The following is a 17,021-nucleotide window of genomic DNA, read 5'->3' on the forward strand; positions in this document are numbered from 1 at the left end:
TACTTACATCCTGTTATAATAGAAACAGAAAACATCTGGGAGGAGGCACGATGTGCTGTCATTACAGAAAAAAAGAAATCTTTATCATGAATTAGAAATGTATCGCCTCTGGCATTGCTGGTCGCAAAATCGTTTTGTTTCAGACATGATATCTTATGCGACGTATGCCAAAATGAAGGAAGCGAATAATCGCATACAGGACCAGAGCTACGTTGATTTACTGTCATATTATGGGTTTGACATTGAACATGATCTGGTCTATCACGAAATAAAAGAACAAATCGTATCGCTGCATGATGCTTTGAGCAGATGTGAATTAGAAAGCAGCAGTGCATTGCTTGAACAATTAGAACATCATTTATCTATACAAAATACCTGTATAGAGAGCATCAATCTGCGATTGTTTTTGCATAGACTGTTACAGTATGTAAAGAATGATGTTTATTTGAGTGAAAGCCAAATTGAAGCATTGTTATCTTATTATCAGAATAAGCCAAAACCATTGAAGGACCTCATTTTATATTATATGATCTATTCTGCTACTAAGATCAGCTTTACCTATCAGCAATATTTATATGAGAAGATAGAAGCATTACGCGTATCGGATTATTTGCCGATCATGGTTCATTATATGGGATATTTGATCAACTGCAAACAATTTCAAAAAGCGTTGTTATTAGGAAACGAAATCTATCAAAAAGCGCATGAAACAAAAAATCACTATATGCTGTTTGAGTATTATGAGAATATGCTTGCTTATTATATTCGATATGAACCAAATCAAGTAGAGAAAACCCAGAAACAGATAGAAGCAATCATGAAGCAAATCCATTTTCCGAGAATCAAAAAGATGCAATACTATCGTAATTATGCCAAACGGTGTATTTCAAAGCATGAATATCAAAAGGCTTTAGCCGCATTTCAAGAGATACAAGAATACAGTTTACAAGGGAATGTTCATGATCGTGTGAGCATTATATATAATATCACTTTTTGCGAAAGCCAACTTCAAATTCCTTATAGCATCGCTTATGATTATGCATTGAAAAAAGAACATTTTGAAAGCAAGGCTGATTATTATTTGTTTCAATATTTACTAAAGAAGAACGATATGACAAATGCACAACGGGTTCGTTATTTGCATAAGATTGCGAAAGTCATGAAAGATCATGAGGATTATACGAAATTTCAAATAAGGGAAGAATTATATATGATTAGTATGAAAGATAAAAAGGCAGATCTTTTCCGCTATCTGGAGAATAGATAAATCACATAAAAAGTAAACAATTATGCAACTTTTTTCAGCGTTATCTAACCTATTTGTAAACAGTGGCATTTTGTTATGGCGTGTGATAATCTAAAGATAGGAAAGGAGTTTATAATAAAATTGTTGTAATGATGAAAAGAACTAAGATATTATTAAAATTAGCATTGCTTTTCTGCTTGATCGTTTTGACGGCAAATGCAGTAGAAAGCATGCAACCGCGTTCAAGAGAAACGTGGATAGAAAAAAATTAAATCATTTAATGAGAGAGGAGCAAAAATGAAAAAAAAGATATTTATAACGGTATTGTTATGTTTGTTTTCAATTTCACCGATTTCTTTGCGAGCCAATGAACTTGAAAGAAACACGGTGGAATCAGATCATGAAATTGTAATAGAAAACGTTGATGAATTAAGTGATGCGGAAATTGATAGAATCATGAAAAAAGAAACCGAAAAGTATTTAGAGCGTGTTGTTCCGGGTTATGCGGATGAAAAGAAAGTAAGAGCCAGACCGACCTATGAAACGGTCTACGGAACAGCCAAAACGGTAACGATTGGCGGATATGCCGGAAATCAGCCGGCAGGAGGCAGAAGATTTAACACAGGAGGAGGCTTTTGGTTCTCTGATAGCGGTGGACCTACTGCTTCATTAAATGTATCTTTTCCTGCACCTTATGATTTGATCAGTGTTTCCGTTACGCTGGGATCAGTTGGAAGTAGCGGCGTATTTGTACTAGCTCCTGATACGACCCATTATTTTAAGCTTTATGTTTCCAAAAAAGTTCGTGTACAGCCATATGTCGTATATTATACAAACAGCCAAGGGAAGAAAACCGTATGGCTTAGAAGTAAAACTACGACAGTAACGAAGGTGGATCAATATGCAAAGCAAGTATAAATTATTTGGCAGCATCATTTCTGTTATTTTGATCATTTTGCTTTTGGTATATTTAACAGTGAATCATTTTGCGATGCGTAAAGAATTGGCTGCCTATCAGGAAGAAAAAAATATCGTCGGTACGTATATGCTGGGCGAAGGGATCGTCAGCCAGTATTACTTGGTCCTGATGAAAGAAGACGGTGTGATCAAAGCCTCTTTTTATGAACAGCTTGGTGAAATAAAGGAATATACACTGGTGGAAACAGATGAGAAGGACACTTATTGCCTTAAAGATGTAGAGAATGTGTATCTTGTGTTTTATCCAAAGCAGGTTCATGTTCTACACGATAATCGTGTCGATCAGTTAGACAAGATCAAGGATACACCTAATTTTGTGAATGTAAAACAGTAAGGGAAAGCATGAGAAGCTTTCCTTTTTTATCAAGTCTTGATCATAAGACAGTAAATTGATCGAATTTAATATACTTACTTTTATCTTTTTGATGATTTTGTTTTATGCTTCTTGTGATATAATGAAAATGTCAGGAGGAGTGTTCTATGAAACCATTTGGAGAAGAACCCCGCTTTGTATTGCTCTTACGCATAGATCTTGCTTTTTCTGTAAAAAAGGAAAAGTAAAAAATAAAGCATAAACGGCAGTTGTCGCAATAAAACACAATCATTCAATATTACAAAAACGAGGTATCATTTATGGAGAATAATAAAACGCTTTATCTGGATGGTGTGTGCAATAAGCTTTTGCTTGTGATACAGCTTGCTTTCCTTGTTGCGGCGTTTATGACGCGCGAAACCAAAGGCTTTTTATGGGGCGGTATTTTATCCTTGTTGCTGGTCGAGTGGGTTTTGGAATATCTCACCTATCAAGGGAAATATGGCACATACTTCCGTTCAGGACGCTTTTGGATCATGGCTGTTTACTTGATCGTTATGCTGTTGGTGATCAGTCAGGATGCTTTTTTAAGTTTTTTGGCAGAGCATTTGTATCTGTATCCGCTTTTATTGCTAGGGTATATCTGGCGAACAGTCAAATTATATAAAGAAACAAAAGCATCGCTGTGACAGGAAAAGTTTTTTGATCATCATCGTGATCGATCATCTGAGCAGTAAGTCTGATAGGGCTGCTGCTCTTTCATTGTCTGTTTACATATGATGCCGCACTGCTCGATCAAACGCTTTTCTATCATTTAGGGGCGTTTGTTTTTGATCACGATGGTAATCAGAGAGTATTACTTTTTACCCTTTTCTGCATTCGCGCAAACTTCCTCCTTTTTTATTGGTATAGAATTGTATTTTCAAAGTAAAAAATGTAAAATAGTAGTAAGCAGACAGACTATCGTAAAAGGTGTGATCAAAATGAGCAGTTATATTGAATTTCAAGATGTAAAGAAGATCTATCGCATGGGAGAAGTGGAAATTCCCGCGCTTGCAGGGGTCAATTTTACGATTGAAAAAGGTGAATTTGTCGTCATTGCCGGGGCGTCGGGTGCAGGGAAAAGCACCATTTTGAATATTTTAGGCGGTATGGACAGCTGTACCGGCGGCAAGATCTATGTCGATGGCAATCTGGTAAGTGATTATAATGAGAAAGAACTGACGACTTATCGCCGTTATGATATCGGTTTTGTGTTTCAGTTTTATAATTTGGTGCAGAATCTGACGGTAAAAGAAAATGTGGAACTGGCAACGCAGATCTGTAAACATCCGCTGGATATTGATGAAACGATCGCGGCGGTTGGTTTAGCTGATCGTAAAAATAATTTTCCGGCACAGTTATCCGGCGGGGAACAGCAGCGCGTGGCGATTGCCAGAGCGTTGGCAAAAAATCCAAAACTGCTTTTATGTGATGAACCGACCGGTGCTTTGGACTACAATACCGGGAAACAAGTGTTGAAATTGCTGCAGGATACATGTCGGGAACGGGGGATCTGTGTGATCGTCATTACGCATAATCTGGCGCTTACGGCGATGGGAGATAAGGTCATCAAGGTCAGAAACGGCCTGATCGAAAGCATTGAAATCAATGAAAATCCAATGCCGGTAGAAAGGATCGAATACTAATGAAAGCATATGTGCTGGATATCATCAGAGAAATGCGGCACAGCTTCGGCAGATTTTTCTCGATCATGGCGATCGTGGCGATCGGCACCGCCTTCTTTGCCGGTGTAAAGGCCAGTATTCCCGACATGAAATATACTGCCGATCAATATTACAAAGCGTATAACCTAATGGATATACGATTGGTTTCAACGATGGGCTTTACCGATGAAGATGTGGAGGCAATCCGTGCAGTAGATGGATTAGAAGGTGTGATGCCGGCTTATTCCATGGATTTTTTGACACATTATGATACACAGCAGTATGTCGTAAAAGTAATCGGTTTATCCGGCGATGATCGAAATGATCCGAACTATATCAATCAAATGCGTTTGGTATCAGGCAGAATGCCGAAGAAAAGTGATGAATGTGTAATCGAAGAGCAGGAACTGATCAAGAGCGGTTTTGCGATCGGTGATACGATCCGGTTAGAAAGCGGCAGTGAAGATGCTTTAAGCGATACATTGAAGCGAGATACGTATCGTATTGTCGGTACTGTCTATACGCCGGATTATCTCAGTCATGAAAAGGGGACATCGACGATCGGCAGCGGCAAGGTCGATCTGTTTATCGGAATCGATGCGGACAATTATTGCAGCGACTATTACAGTGAAGTGCTGGTTACGGTCAAAGGGGCAAAGGCATATAACAGCTATACGGACGCCTATTTTGATGTGGTGAACCAAGTGAGCGCGGCTTTGGAGCAGGTCGGACAAGATCGCAGCGACATTCGCTATGAACAGATACAGACAAAGGCACAGGAAGCGTTAGCGGAAAAAGAAGCGCAGTATGAAGAAGCGCGTGCGGCTTTTGAAACTGAGATCAGTGAAGCGCAAAGTCAATTAGAAAGTGCAAGAGATGAAATTTTACTAGGACAGGCACAGCTAGAAAGCGGCAAGATCAATTTAGAAAGCACAGTTGCTTTGAGTGAAATGCAAATTGCGCAAAATGAAGCAACGATCGCGCAGTATGAAATACAGCTGGAAGAAGTCGTGGCATTACAGAAACAGATGCACGAGCAATATGAACCGATCATCGAACAGGCTGAAGCGCGTTTGAAAGAGCAGCAGGCGCAGGAAGCAAGGTTGCAGGCACAGCTGGCTGATCCGGCTTTGTCGCAGGCAGAAAAAGCGGCGTTGGAAACACAGCTGCAGCTTGTGCAAAGAGAGATCGCACAGTTAAAAAGTACGATCGAAAACAGTGAAAAAGCAGTTGTGACGGTGGATGAGAAAGTTGCGACCTTTGAACAGATGATCGCAGACGGCAAGCGGCAGCTGGAGGAAGCGAAAGCAGCATTGGCTGCAAAAAAAGCGGAAAGCGAGGCGCAGTTTGCGCAGGCGCAAAAACAGTTGGACGCAGCGCAGGAGGCTTATGTAAACGGCAAATTGGAATTAGAGAAAAACCGTACTCTAGGCGAACAGGAGCTGTCTTTGGCAGCAGAAAAATTGGCGCAGGGAAAAGAACAGTTGTCTTCCTTGCCGGAACCGACCTGGTATGTGCTGGATCGCAATTCTCATTATTCCTATCGTGATTATGAGAGCGTAACCGAGCGAATGGATGGGATCGCCAAAGTATTCCCGGTGTTCTTTTTGCTGGTATGCGCACTTGTCTGTTTAACGACGATGACGCGTATGGTAGATGAACAGCGCAGCATGATCGGTACTTATAAAGCGCTTGGCTATTCTAAAGTCGCCATTGCGATGAAATATGTCCTGTATGCGCTTGTTGCGGGCATTGTGGGCAGTGTGATCGGCTGTTTGATCGGTATGCATCTGTTTCCAAGCGTGATCTTTTATGCGTGGAACCTCATGTATAATTTGCCGGATCTCCAATTTGAAATACAAATTCCGTTGGCCCTGCAGGCATCGCTCAGCGTCATTGCGGTAACGATCGCAGCGACGATCTTTGCATGCTATCATGAATTGGTGGAAGTACCGGCTTTGTTGATGCGGCCGAAAGCGCCGAAAAACGGCAAGAAGATCATGCTGGAGCGTTTGTCATTTCTGTGGAGCCGCTTCTCTTTTACGCAAAAGGTTACGGCGCGCAATCTATTCCGTTACAAGAAACGCTTTTTCATGACAGTGATCGGTATCAGCGGCTGTACGGCACTGCTGGTGGCGGGCTTTGGCATTCAGGACAGCATTGCGGAAATCGTCGATAAACAGTATGAAGAGATCATGCAGTATGACAGCATGCTTACCTTTTCGGCAGACAGCACGTATCAGCAGCGCGATCAGGTGGAAACCAAACTGAAAGAAGATAAGCAGATCAAGGCATATGAGGGGATCATGCAGAAAAATGCAACGGTAAACGATGACGGCGAGGAAACAAATGTAACGCTGATCATCGCAGAGGACAGCAGTGATTTTAATGAATTTGTGCTGATGCAAAATCGCAGAAGCAAGGAAGAACTGCATTTGAACAGCGATGGGGCGATCATAACGGAAAAACTTTCTAAGAATTTGGGCGTTTCGGTTGGCGACAACGTTTCGATCACTTTGGAAAACGGGCAGATGAAGGAAGTCAAGATCACCGGTGTCATGGAAAACTATGTGGGCCATACGCTGTATATGACACCGGGTTATTACAAGGAATTAAGCGGTGAACGCACCGTGGTCAATGCGTATTATATCCAGATGAAAGAAGTGAGCGATGAAACGGAAGCCGCTTTGGGCAGCCGCTATATGGAATTGGATGGTGTTTCCTCTATGTCCTTTTACAGCGGTGTTGCCAAATCCTTTGAAGATACGATCGCTTCGATCTCTTTTGTCGTTTATGTTTTGATCGGTGCGGCGGGACTATTGGCGTTTGTCGTATTGTATAATCTAACGAATGTCAATATCAGTGAGCGCACCAGAGAAATTGCGACCATCAAAGTGTTGGGCTTTTATCCGAAAGAAGTTTCTTCGTATGTCTATCGGGAAAATATCGTACTGACTTTGATCGGCGGTCTTTGCGGGTTGGTGCTTGGCATCGCGCTGCATGCGCTGATCATGAATCTGGCGGAAATGCCGGAAGTGATGTTCGGAAGAAATATTGAGCCGCTTTCCTTTGTATATTCGATGATTTTGACGCTGGTGTTTGCGATGATCGTGAATATCGTCATGTATCGCAGACTGCGTCAGATTCCAATGGTGGAATCACTGAAGTCGGTTGAATAGGGAAAGGAGCGATGAAAAACAGGAATGACAGACGTATGATAAAATAAAGGTATGATGATCGGGAAGGGAGAAAATGATATGAAGTATGTAACAAAACGCAATTTAATGTATGTGAATATGGCTGCCGGCGTGGTCGGATTGATCGCTTTGTTGCAGCAGCTTACCCTGAAAAGCAGCTATAACGGAAGTTTATCGGGAATCAGCGGACAGATTTCTTTTCTGTATTTTCTGTTTGTCGCTACGATCATTTTAGAACTGATCGCTTTGGGAATTGCGGCGACAATCTATTTTTACCGCAAGGAGCAGGATCGCAACTTACTTGTTACGCTGGGGGTTGCGGCAGTGGTCCTGCTGGCGATGCTGCTGGCAAATTCCGCGGTTTCTATTCTGCGGGAAGCCGGTCAGGTTTTGAACGGAAATTTAGGCAGCGCTTTTTCGCTTTATTCCAAATACGGGAATATGAGTTCTGCTGATCTTACCGCAAAAATGGAAAACGGATTAAAAATTTTGATTTTTGCTTATATCGTCAGCACTGTATATGGCGGATGCAATCTTTTCTTCTATTGGAAAAAGAAAGACGGCTTTTTTGCAGGCGATGGGAAATTAGATGTCGATGTGCAGAAAGTACAGGAAACAAAGGAAGCGATGATGCAAAGCGCTGCTGATACGACAGAGGCATTGAAACAGAACGTCAATACGATGACAGATAAAATAAAAGCCTTCTATCAGACGCCTAACGGCAAAAAAACAGTGCTGGGGATCGGTGCGGTAATCGTACTGTTATTGGGTTATTTGGTTTATGTGAATGTCTTTAAGAAAACGGATATCAATTTGATCAACGGATGCAAGATCAGCGTAGATGGGGATTCCGGAAACGGCTATGCGACAGTAAGCGGCTGTCAGGTCGCGTATAATCAAAATAATGACAGACTGGCATCGTTTGTGCACAATATCGAATATGAAGTGCAAGGCGAAAACGGAACCTTCCAAAACGGTGATCAGGTGCAGGTAAAAGCGGTTTATGACGAGGAAGAAGCGAAGGCGCTGAAGCTGCGCATCACTGATGATACGTTCAGTACCGAAGTAAAAGGATTGATCGAATATTATGTGAGTGATGAGGATGTTCCGAAGAAAATCAAGAATGAAGTCGAAAAGCAGATGGAAGAGGCGCTCGCTTTGTTTATCGAGGATGTGGAATTGGGTGATCGCTATTTATCGTTAGATGATGATAAAGACATCGTGGTAACAGATCGGGAATTAAAGGGGAAACTGTTTCATGTAAATGATCTTTTCCAGTCATCGCGGGGCAGTTATATTTATATTTATCAATTAACGGTAGAAGGTCAAGTAAGAACCAGCTATTTTGACGATACCTATGAAGCACGAACGAGAAACGTTTATGTGTTATTTGAGACTGCATCGCTTTCTTCTGACTATTTGGAGGAACATCAAGATCTTGAAGAAAGCTATGATGTATTTGACAGCGATGATGACAGTTATGCGGATATGAAACTGGAAAAAATCGCGAAAAAGATCGCTTATTTGAGCGGACGATTAAGTGTGATAGAATAAGCATAGAAAAGGAGAAACGCCATGTTCGGGTTTCTCCTTTGCTTTTGTGCTGACATGTTAATTTCCGATTCGGTAGCAGAACGTGCTTGCTTAAATGCGATCAATCGCGCTTGGTGTAGTAAAATTTCTTGCATAATACACTGTATAGCAAAGATGCGATGATAACGCTGGTAATCGCGTTGGTCAAGGTTGTCGCAGCAGTGAAAGCCGCAAACATCTTGGCTGCGGAATACGGTACGCCAAGCAGATAGTTTTTATAAAAGAATGATACGATCGGCTCGGCGATGACATTAAAAAGCATGCCGCAGGAAGAAGCGATCAACGCAAGCTTCAACGAGCGTTTTTGATCTTGGTGCGCATCGGCAAGCTTCAAGATGCGATGTGCCATAAAACCGGTAATGACGCCGATCATAAATTTCAAAAAGATCGTCTTCGGCGCACTGGCGACATAAAGAGGATCCATGAGATCAGCGATCCCCATACCGATCGCACCGGCAAGACCGCCGGAAACCCCGCCGCATAAAAGCGCCGCAAGGACACAAAAGGTGTTGCCGAAATGGATCGCGGTCATCATATCGCCGACCGGAATATTGATCTTCAAATACATAAAGCCGATGTAGCAGCATGCCGCAAGCAGCGCAGTGATGCTCATTTGTTTGACACTGATTTTTTTCATTCAGATACCTTCTTTCATTCTTGCATATTCTATCATAATACTGTATATTAAAAAATATACAGAAAATAAATAAATTTGGGATACAGAGGAATGGATATGGACTATGTTTGGATGCAGTTTGAGAAACAAAAAGGGAAAGCGCTCTATCAGCAAATTCATGATTTTTTCGTAGAACAGTTATTAAGCGGTTATTGGAAGCAGGGCGATCATTTGCCTTCGATCCGCCGTTGTGCCGGTCTTTTGTCGGTATCGCTTACTTCTATTAAAAATGCTTATGCACAGTTGGAGGAGGAAGGCTATATTGAAGCGCTGCCGCGGCAGGGTTACTTTGTTTGTGTAAGTGAAGCAGGGGTAAATCTAAGAAAAGAACTGCTGCGCAGCGATGAAACAGAACAAAAGCCGCATTTCCAATATGATTTTAAGACATCGGCGATCGATGAGGCGAGCTTTGATTCCCTGAATTGGAAACGCTGTGTGCGTTTCGCCATGGAACAGGAGGATCTTTTGGAATATGGAGAGGTGCAGGGAGAGACCGTGCTGCGTAAAGCTTTGCAGCGTCATGCGTACGGGTACCGCGGCATTGCCTGTCATGAAGATCAGATTCTAGTAGGAGCAAGCGTGCAGACGCTGCTGTATCAGCTTTGCGGCTTATTAGGCAAAAGAAAAATCATTTATATGCACACACCGCCCTTTTCACAGGCAAAGCAGGTATTTGAGGACTGTGGATGGGAAGTGCATTTATGCGATGTAACGGCGCTCACCCAAAACGACTGGGAAAAGATGTCTTTTCTATATTTGCATACGGTTGCATTCGGGGATGAGAAAGCACCAATGCCAAGGCATTTGCGTAAAACGTATTGTGAATTAGCCAAACGGCATCATGTATATTTGATCGAAGATGATAAAAACGGGGAACTGCGTTATGTAAGAAGGAGTGAGAGCGCTTTGTTTGCGGCTGATGAAGGGGAACGGGTCATCTACCTCAGCACTTTCTCCAAACTGCTGGCGCCGTCCTTACGGATCGCTTATATGATCCTGCCGCAGCCGTTAAAGCAACGCTATGAGGCGAAAAAAAGTGATTATAATCCGACTGCCTCTAAGATGGAGCAATTAGCATTGGCACGTTATTTGACCAATGCGCACATGGAAAAGCATTTGAATCAGCTGCGGAAACGCTATGCCGAGAAGTATCGTAAAATGGCAGAACTGCTGCAGCGATCGGTACCGCATTGGGAATGGGTGCTGCATGAAACAGCTTTGCGTATCCATGTTCGCAAGGCATCCGTATTACCTGATGAAATACCCGAAGAAATCGCTTATGATGAAAATGCAGAAGAAATCATCTTGTCTTTTGCGAAAATCGACAGTAAAGATATGGAAAAGGCCTTTCAGCTGTTTGCCGATCATAAAATGGCAGGAAAATGATAACGTGTGTTTCTGTCTTTCTCCAGCATGCTTCTTGTGGAGGAGGCTCATTTTTGCTGTTGCAAGAATGGATGGATAATGATATAATATCTTGGCTTGATAAAGCAGTATTTACGATCTGGAAGAATATGGGTTTCCATACAATTCCGCTTATAGTATAAGGGATAGTACGAACCCCTCCTAAGGGTTAGATTCAGGTTCGAGTCCTGATAAGCGGGCCATATTTAGGGATCCACTACCAGACAGTATCATCTTGCGTCCATGGTGAAAAGGATATCACATCAGATTCCGGTTCTGATATTGCGGGTTCGATTCCTGCTGGGCGCGCCATTTTTCGCAGATGTGGTGGAATGGCAGACACGCTACTTTGAGGGGGTAGTGGGCGTATGCCCGTGTGGGTTCAAGTCCCATCGTCTGCACCAGTTATCGATGAAGTCCCAAAAGGGACTTTTTTCAAAAACAAGGACATATAGTAAAAAGAAGCGGAAAGGAGCCTGTTTCATGAAAGTAGTAAAAACCCCATCGTCTGTTTATGTGCTGTACGCACTTGCGATCGTTTTTTTATGTATTGCCACTTTTGAGATCTTTGGCTGTTACAGCGATATTCGATCTTTGATCGATTCTAATGATTTGATCGTATCGGAAAACATGACGTTCATTATTTCTTATTATCTGGAGCATGTTTCCGTGTATTTCGGCATCGCTTTTTTGCTTTATGCGGCAGGTGTGATCAGCGCTAAGCTCAATGAAGTGCATCAGGTCGTCTATCAGATGGCGGAAAAAAGCAAAGATAAATAAAGGAAGGGAAACAGGAGCGATCCTGTTTTTTGTTTTTCTGTGATTTTCATTGTATGCGATCTGTGGTATGATATTTTTGCATGTGCAAGGAGTGAGAACATTGAAATATGGAAAAACAGCGCTGTGCATCTTGAGTGCGGCAGGCTTGATCATTACGATCTTATTGACCTGTGTCGATCATTTTGCGTTTCGGCGTTCCTTTTTTGAAAAACAATATCAGAAATTAAATACCGCACAGGACATGAATATGTCAAAGCAGGATCTGATGCGTGCTACCGATGTACTGCTGGACTATTTGAAAGATGAACGTGATGACATTTCTTTACAGGTTGTCGCAGCGGAAGAAAAAGTGGAAATGTTTAATGAAAGAGAAACAGCACATATGGTCGATGTCAAAAATCTGTATCAGGGAGCGATGCAGGTGCGCTTCTATGCGTTTTTGATCACCCTTGTTGCTTTTGCGCTCCTGTTTTGGAAAGCACGAAAAGATCTGTTGTTTGCGTTATGTTATCGCTATGTGCAGTGTGCGATCGCAGCGGTGGTGATCGCCGGTGTGCTGGGCTTATGGATCATGAGTGATTTCACGGCCTTTTGGACGAATTTTCACCGACTGTTCTTCAGCAATGATCTTTGGCTGCTGAATCCGGCTACGGATCGAATGATCCAGATGTTTCCGGAACCGTTTTTCTTTGCAATGGTAAGCAGGATCGTGCTTGCCTTTGCCATCGTATTCCTCACTTTATTTGGCTTGTCGCTTTACTACCTCAAGCACGTAATGAAAAAGCAGAAAGGAGCAGTGTATGCGCAGGATCATATTGGCAAGTGAAAGTCCGCGTCGCCGGGAACTGATGGCGAAGCTGGATGTTCCTTTTACGGTAAAAGGAGCACAGATCGACGAAACATTGAACAAAGAGCTTCCGCTGTATGAAGCGATCGAGGATATCGCGTATCGCAAAGCAGCGGCAGTGGCAAAAAAATATCCGCAGGAGTGGATCGTTTCAGCAGATACGATCGTTTGTCTGGACGATCAAGTGATGGGAAAACCGCAAGATGAACAACAGGCGGAAATGATGTTGAAACGCTTATCAGGCAGAACGCATCAAGTCATCACTGCTGTTTGTATTTATGACGGCAAAACGGCACACCTCTTTCATGAAGTCAGTAAAGTAACCTTCTATGCGCTCTCAGAAGAAGAAATAAAGGCGTATATTGCCACAAAAGAACCTCTTGATAAAGCAGGCGCATACGGAATTCAAGGAAAAGGTGCATTTTTAGTTGAAAAAATCGAAGGGGACTATTATAATATAGTAGGTCTACCGATTGCCCGACTGAAACGGGAAATGGAAGACTGTCTGAAATAGTTTCCATTCGCCGCTATAGTATAATGGTAATACACGTCCATGGTAAGGATGAACTCGTGGTTCAATTCCGCGTAGCGGCACCATTTAGAAAACAGCCTCTTGTAAAAGAGGTTTTTATTTTGTGCATAAACGCTCGCTCAGTAGTAGATTCATGAAGATGCATGCCTTCCCGGCTGCACATAAAAAATTTTATAGAAACGCTTGACCTAAAGTTAAGTTTAGCATCTATAATGAAAACGGTAAGAGCAGAAGCAGCTTATCTGTTGATAAGCGCAATCCATGTAGGATTACTGCTTACCCGCAGAAAGAAAGAAGGTTGAAATAATGAATGAAACATTGGTATTAGAAAAAGCATGGGATAAGACGTTCCCTAAAAGCGATCAGGTAATTACAAAGAAAGTAACCTTTCACAATCGCTATGGCATTACTTTGGCGGCAGATTTGTATATGCCAAAAGAAGTAAGCGGGAAACAGCCGGCGATTGCCGTGTGCGGTCCTTTCGGTGCGGTAAAAGAACAATGTGCCGGACTGTATGCCCAAACGATGGCGGAAAGAGGATTTCTTACATTGGCGTTTGATCCTTCCTTTACCGGTGAAAGCGGAGGGATGCCACGCTATATGGCAAGTCCCGATATCAACACCGAGGACTTTCAGGCAGCCGTGGATTTTCTGTCTGTCATGGATGAGGTCGATCATGACAAGATCGGTATTTTAGGAATTTGCGGATGGGGCGGTATGGCGCTGAATACAGCCAGCTTAGATACCAGAATCAAAGCAACTGTCGCGATGACGATGTATGATATGGCAAGAGTGAATGCAAACGGTTATTTCGATGAAGGCGATCAGGAAGAAACCCGCTATCAGTTAAAAAAGACGTTGAATGAACAAAGAGTCATGGATTATCGAAACGGTACCTATGCCCGTGCAGGCGGCTGTATGGAATTGCCGGTTGCCGATGACGCACCGTTTTTCGTGAAAGATTACAGCGCCTATTATAAAGGCAGAGCTTATCATAAACGAAGTCTGAACTCTAATGAAGGCTGGAACCAGATCGGCTGCATGTCCTTTATCAATCAGCCGATCCTGCGCTATACAAACGAGATCAGAAGTGCCGTGCTGTTAGTGCATGGAGAAAAGGCACATTCCTGCTACTTCAGCAAAGATGCTTATGCGGCAATGATCAAAGACTCTTCATATACCGACAACAAAGAACTGCTGTTGATCCCGGGTGCGGTGCATACCGATCTCTATGACAATTTGGACGTTATCCCATTTGATAAGCTGGAAGCTTTCTTCCGTGAACACTTAAAGTAACGAAAAAAAAGCAAGCCGTGTTTTGATGCAAGCGACTTGCTTTTTCCATTTCTAAAGACACATCATAGCTGATAGACGACATCAGCGCGTTTACAGACAGGATCGGAGTGCGTTACGATGATGATGCATTTCTGCTCCTGTTTTGCCAGATCTACTAAAATATCCATGATCTCTCTTTCGGTTTCTTTATCCAAATTGCCGGTCGGTTCATCTGCTAAGATCAGTTTAGGCTCATAAGACAAGCTCCTTGCAATGGCCACACGCTGCTGCTCGCCGCCGGATAATTTCAATACGCGACGATCTTTTTGATCTTCTGATAACCCGACTCGTTTCATAAGCTCGACCGCTTTTTCTTTTTTATCGGGAATCGGGTACTGACTGACATTCATCGACAAGATGATATTTTCTGCGGCGCTTAAATGCGGAAGCAGATTATAGCTTTGAAAGACGATGCCGATATCGCGGCTGCGGTAACGATCCAGATCGAATTGTCTTAATTCCCGCTCGCGAAAGTAAATGTTTCCTTCATAATCCGTTTCCAAGCCGCTAAGCAAAGAAAGCAGCGTGGTCTTGCCGCTTCCGCTTTTTCCCTTGATCGCATAGACAAGCCCTTTTTGGAAAGTGAAGTTCAGATCTGTTAATACATATTCATTTTGTTTTGCGTCTTTATAGCGATAAGAAACATGTTCCATCGTTAAAATATTGTTGTTTTCCATTATGTTCGCTCCTTTAATATCGTTAGCGGTGAGAATCTTTGAATGCTGATCATCGCACTGAGAGAGCTAATGACGGTAAGGGCCAGTCCGATTCCCAAAAGCTGTATCACTACCTGTATATCGACAACGGCGTCGATGCTGTTAAATGCCTGTAATTCGATGACGCCCTGAAAGTTGTTTTTTCCCGTATCAGGACCTTGTTCAGGCATTTCTCCTTGATCTGGAATCATCTCTTTTCCATTGCCGCCGAAATGATCACGTATCGACTGCTGTTCATTCTGTGCGGAAGCAATTTCATTTTCCAGCATGTAATTCGATACCGGAACACTGATCGCCGCACCGATTCCCGCACCTAATAACAGCGATAAAAGCGATACGATCAGCAGTTCGCTGATGAATTGAAGGCAGACCTTTGATTTTTTCATACCGATCGTTCGCAGTACGCCGATCTCATACTTGCGTTCGCGGATATTGATGAAATTAACGATCAGTAAGACGATCGTACCGATGATAAAGGTAATGATCAAAAAGGTGACAGAGAAAGTCTGCACATTGGCAATGGTGCTTGTGGCGCTCTCTACTTGATCGAGATTTGTCTGTACGCTTAAATATTCACTGAGCCCCTTTTCGCTTAATTCCGCACTGAACGCATCAACGACGCTGCTGTCCGTTAAAATGAAGGTCGGGGTAATGGAAACGCGCAGCGATTCACTTGCGGCGCTTATCTGTTCAACGACATGAGCGTTGGTGATGATGGTATTGACCGAGTTGGCAAACTGTTTCATACCGTTTTCCCGTTCGCTTTGTTCCTGATAAATCCCGCTTACGGTCAAAGAATAAGTGATCGTTTCATCATTTGGATCGACTAATGTGATCTGGTCGCCTACCTGTATGTCGTTTAAGGTCGCCAGTTCCTCATTCAGCAAACAAGTATCACTTTCAAAATCTGATGCGACTTCGCCATCGACGATCTGGTAGCTGCCCTCAATAAATTCATTCATTGCGGATAAAGAAGAATAGCCTTGCAGGGTAAAATCTCCGCTTGCCATTTCTTCAAATTCCTGATCGCCTCTTTTCTGCTGCGGCATGCCCGCCATCGACTGTTCCGCTTTTTCCAGTGAAACGGCGTTCATTTCAGTATTCATGGTATAGTAATAGCTTTTCACATAGTCGCTGTCCGCATATGCCTCAATATCGGCGGCAGTGATGCTGCTGGCAGTTTGAAACACCTCATTCATGTCCGCTTTCGCATCTTCTCTGTTTTCCGGGTCAAAGTTTTGCATCATGTTTTCCCGATTCATTGCAATCGTTGCCTCTACTTCATATTTATCCTCATAAGAAGCGATCAAGGCAGCAGACGCATGATCGATTGCCAAAGCCACAGATACGGCACAGGATATGACAAGGATCAAGATGCCGATCAGCAGGTTTCTGCCTTTGTTTCTGGTAATAGAAAGTGAGGCGTTTTTGAAAATATAGCGCATTTAGTTTCCTCCTTTACGCGCTTACCAGTATAGTACCGAACCCTTAAAATAAGATGAAAGATCAAAAGAAATTGCTTTTTATTTGATTATTTTTTCATGTTCGTATGGCACATAGTACAAAGCATGGGATCGGTATCATTCGATGTAGATAAATATGGGGAAATATGGTATAGTGTAAACAAGCAAAGATAGCGTCTGTAAAGAAGAACAGACGAGAAGGAGGAAAAGATGAAAAAGAAAGTATCGTTGCTTT

General features: G+C 42.7%; 15 protein-coding genes and 4 tRNA genes. 16 read left to right on the top strand and 3 right to left on the bottom strand.

Going from position 1 to position 17,021, the window contains the following annotated elements; all coding sequences use genetic code 11:
• Positions 1–52 precede the first annotated feature (52 nt).
• From C1712_RS11165 to C1712_RS11195, 7 genes are all read left to right on the top strand, one after another.
• The gene (locus C1712_RS11165; protein WP_102269221.1) at positions 53–1,267 is read left to right on the top strand and encodes a hypothetical protein; all 1,215 of its coding nucleotides are present in this window, start codon (positions 53–55) and stop codon (positions 1,265–1,267) included.
• A 276-nt stretch (positions 1,268–1,543) separates the two neighbouring features.
• Complete coding sequence (locus C1712_RS11170; protein ID WP_102269222.1) at positions 1,544–2,164, top strand: hypothetical protein; 621 nt, start codon at positions 1,544–1,546, stop codon at positions 2,162–2,164.
• Positions 2,148–2,558, top strand: coding sequence for a hypothetical protein (locus C1712_RS11175; protein WP_102269224.1), 411 nt, complete (start codon positions 2,148–2,150; stop codon positions 2,556–2,558). Before C1712_RS11170 ends, C1712_RS11175 begins: the two co-directional genes overlap by 17 nt.
• A 299-nt stretch (positions 2,559–2,857) precedes the next feature.
• Positions 2,858–3,226: a hypothetical protein gene (locus C1712_RS11180; RefSeq protein ID WP_102269227.1), complete on the top strand. Its 369-nt coding sequence runs from the start codon at positions 2,858–2,860 to the stop codon at positions 3,224–3,226.
• Between the two features lie 294 nt (positions 3,227–3,520).
• Entirely contained in the window at positions 3,521–4,225 is a 705-nt protein-coding gene (locus C1712_RS11185; RefSeq protein WP_102269229.1) for an ABC transporter ATP-binding protein, read from the top strand.
• Positions 4,225–7,422, top strand: coding sequence for an FtsX-like permease family protein (locus C1712_RS11190; protein ID WP_245858157.1), 3,198 nt, complete (start codon positions 4,225–4,227; stop codon positions 7,420–7,422). Before C1712_RS11185 ends, C1712_RS11190 begins: the two co-directional genes overlap by 1 nt.
• A 78-nt stretch (positions 7,423–7,500) precedes the next feature.
• The gene (locus tag C1712_RS11195) at positions 7,501–8,994 is read left to right on the top strand and encodes a hypothetical protein (RefSeq protein ID WP_146003336.1); all 1,494 of its coding nucleotides are present in this window, start codon (positions 7,501–7,503) and stop codon (positions 8,992–8,994) included.
• 100 nt (positions 8,995–9,094) lie between these two features.
• Here the strand turns inward: C1712_RS11195 and C1712_RS11200 are convergent, their stop codons facing one another.
• Entirely contained in the window at positions 9,095–9,670 is a 576-nt protein-coding gene (locus C1712_RS11200) for an ECF transporter S component (protein WP_102269236.1), read from the bottom strand.
• 96 nt (positions 9,671–9,766) lie between these two features.
• Here C1712_RS11200 and C1712_RS11205 point away from each other — a divergent pair, with 96 nt between their 5' ends.
• The 9 genes from C1712_RS11205 to C1712_RS11245 all read left to right on the top strand — a co-directional run bounded on the left by C1712_RS11205 (position 9,767) and on the right by C1712_RS11245 (position 14,568).
• Positions 9,767–11,095 (top strand): aminotransferase-like domain-containing protein, encoded by a 1,329-nt coding sequence (locus C1712_RS11205; RefSeq protein ID WP_180963137.1) that lies wholly within the window; start codon positions 9,767–9,769, stop codon positions 11,093–11,095.
• Between the two features lie 146 nt (positions 11,096–11,241).
• Positions 11,242–11,316 (top strand) — tRNA-Arg (locus C1712_RS11210).
• A gap of 34 nt (positions 11,317–11,350) precedes the next feature.
• A tRNA-Arg gene (locus tag C1712_RS11215) sits at positions 11,351–11,425 on the top strand.
• Positions 11,426–11,431: 6 nt separating this feature from the next.
• A tRNA-Leu gene (locus tag C1712_RS11220) sits at positions 11,432–11,517 on the top strand.
• A 79-nt stretch (positions 11,518–11,596) separates the two neighbouring features.
• The gene (locus C1712_RS11225) at positions 11,597–11,893 is read left to right on the top strand and encodes a hypothetical protein (RefSeq protein WP_102269240.1); all 297 of its coding nucleotides are present in this window, start codon (positions 11,597–11,599) and stop codon (positions 11,891–11,893) included.
• 100 nt (positions 11,894–11,993) lie between these two features.
• Entirely contained in the window at positions 11,994–12,719 is a 726-nt protein-coding gene (locus C1712_RS11230) for a TIGR01906 family membrane protein (protein WP_180963138.1), read from the top strand.
• Entirely contained in the window at positions 12,694–13,254 is a 561-nt protein-coding gene (locus C1712_RS11235; RefSeq protein WP_102269244.1) for a Maf family protein, read from the top strand. The genes C1712_RS11230 and C1712_RS11235 overlap by 26 nt, the downstream gene beginning before the upstream one ends.
• Before the next feature lie 9 nt (positions 13,255–13,263).
• Positions 13,264–13,337: transfer RNA gene (locus C1712_RS11240), tRNA-Thr, on the top strand.
• A 241-nt stretch (positions 13,338–13,578) separates the two neighbouring features.
• Complete coding sequence (locus C1712_RS11245; RefSeq protein WP_102269246.1) at positions 13,579–14,568, top strand: alpha/beta hydrolase; 990 nt, start codon at positions 13,579–13,581, stop codon at positions 14,566–14,568.
• Between the two features lie 62 nt (positions 14,569–14,630).
• On the opposite strand, the gene C1712_RS11250 is transcribed toward C1712_RS11245, so the two are convergent.
• A complete protein-coding gene (locus tag C1712_RS11250) occupies positions 14,631–15,284 on the bottom strand; it encodes an ABC transporter ATP-binding protein (protein WP_102269248.1) in 654 nt (217 codons plus the stop codon).
• Positions 15,284–16,768 (bottom strand): ABC transporter permease, encoded by a 1,485-nt coding sequence (locus tag C1712_RS11255; RefSeq protein WP_102269250.1) that lies wholly within the window; start codon positions 16,766–16,768, stop codon positions 15,284–15,286. Before C1712_RS11255 ends, C1712_RS11250 begins: the two co-directional genes overlap by 1 nt.
• Positions 16,769–17,021 lie beyond the last annotated feature (253 nt).

It is taken from the genome of Massilicoli timonensis (assembly GCF_900199515.1).
Taxonomy (GTDB): domain Bacteria; phylum Bacillota_I; class Bacilli_A; order Erysipelotrichales; family Erysipelotrichaceae; genus Massilicoli; species Massilicoli timonensis.

Excerpts from the sequence above, each read along its gene's own strand:
- C1712_RS11170 (WP_102269222.1), top strand. The coding sequence starts at position 1,544 with ATGAAAAAAAAGATATTTATAACGGTATTGTTATGTTTGTTTTCAATT.
- C1712_RS11175 (WP_102269224.1), top strand. The coding sequence starts at position 2,148 with ATGCAAAGCAAGTATAAATTATTTGGCAGCATCATTTCTGTTATTTTG.
- C1712_RS11180 (WP_102269227.1), top strand. The coding sequence starts at position 2,858 with ATGGAGAATAATAAAACGCTTTATCTGGATGGTGTGTGCAATAAGCTT.
- C1712_RS11185 (WP_102269229.1), top strand. The coding sequence starts at position 3,521 with ATGAGCAGTTATATTGAATTTCAAGATGTAAAGAAGATCTATCGCATG.
- C1712_RS11190 (WP_245858157.1), top strand. The coding sequence starts at position 4,225 with ATGAAAGCATATGTGCTGGATATCATCAGAGAAATGCGGCACAGCTTC.
- C1712_RS11195 (WP_146003336.1), top strand. The coding sequence starts at position 7,501 with ATGAAGTATGTAACAAAACGCAATTTAATGTATGTGAATATGGCTGCC.
- C1712_RS11200 (WP_102269236.1), bottom strand. The coding sequence starts at position 9,670 with ATGAAAAAAATCAGTGTCAAACAAATGAGCATCACTGCGCTGCTTGCG.
- C1712_RS11205 (WP_180963137.1), top strand. The coding sequence starts at position 9,767 with ATGGACTATGTTTGGATGCAGTTTGAGAAACAAAAAGGGAAAGCGCTC.
- C1712_RS11225 (WP_102269240.1), top strand. The coding sequence starts at position 11,597 with ATGAAAGTAGTAAAAACCCCATCGTCTGTTTATGTGCTGTACGCACTT.
- C1712_RS11235 (WP_102269244.1), top strand. The coding sequence starts at position 12,694 with ATGCGCAGGATCATATTGGCAAGTGAAAGTCCGCGTCGCCGGGAACTG.
- C1712_RS11245 (WP_102269246.1), top strand. The coding sequence starts at position 13,579 with ATGAATGAAACATTGGTATTAGAAAAAGCATGGGATAAGACGTTCCCT.
- C1712_RS11250 (WP_102269248.1), bottom strand. The coding sequence starts at position 15,284 with ATGGAAAACAACAATATTTTAACGATGGAACATGTTTCTTATCGCTAT.
- C1712_RS11255 (WP_102269250.1), bottom strand. The coding sequence starts at position 16,768 with ATGCGCTATATTTTCAAAAACGCCTCACTTTCTATTACCAGAAACAAA.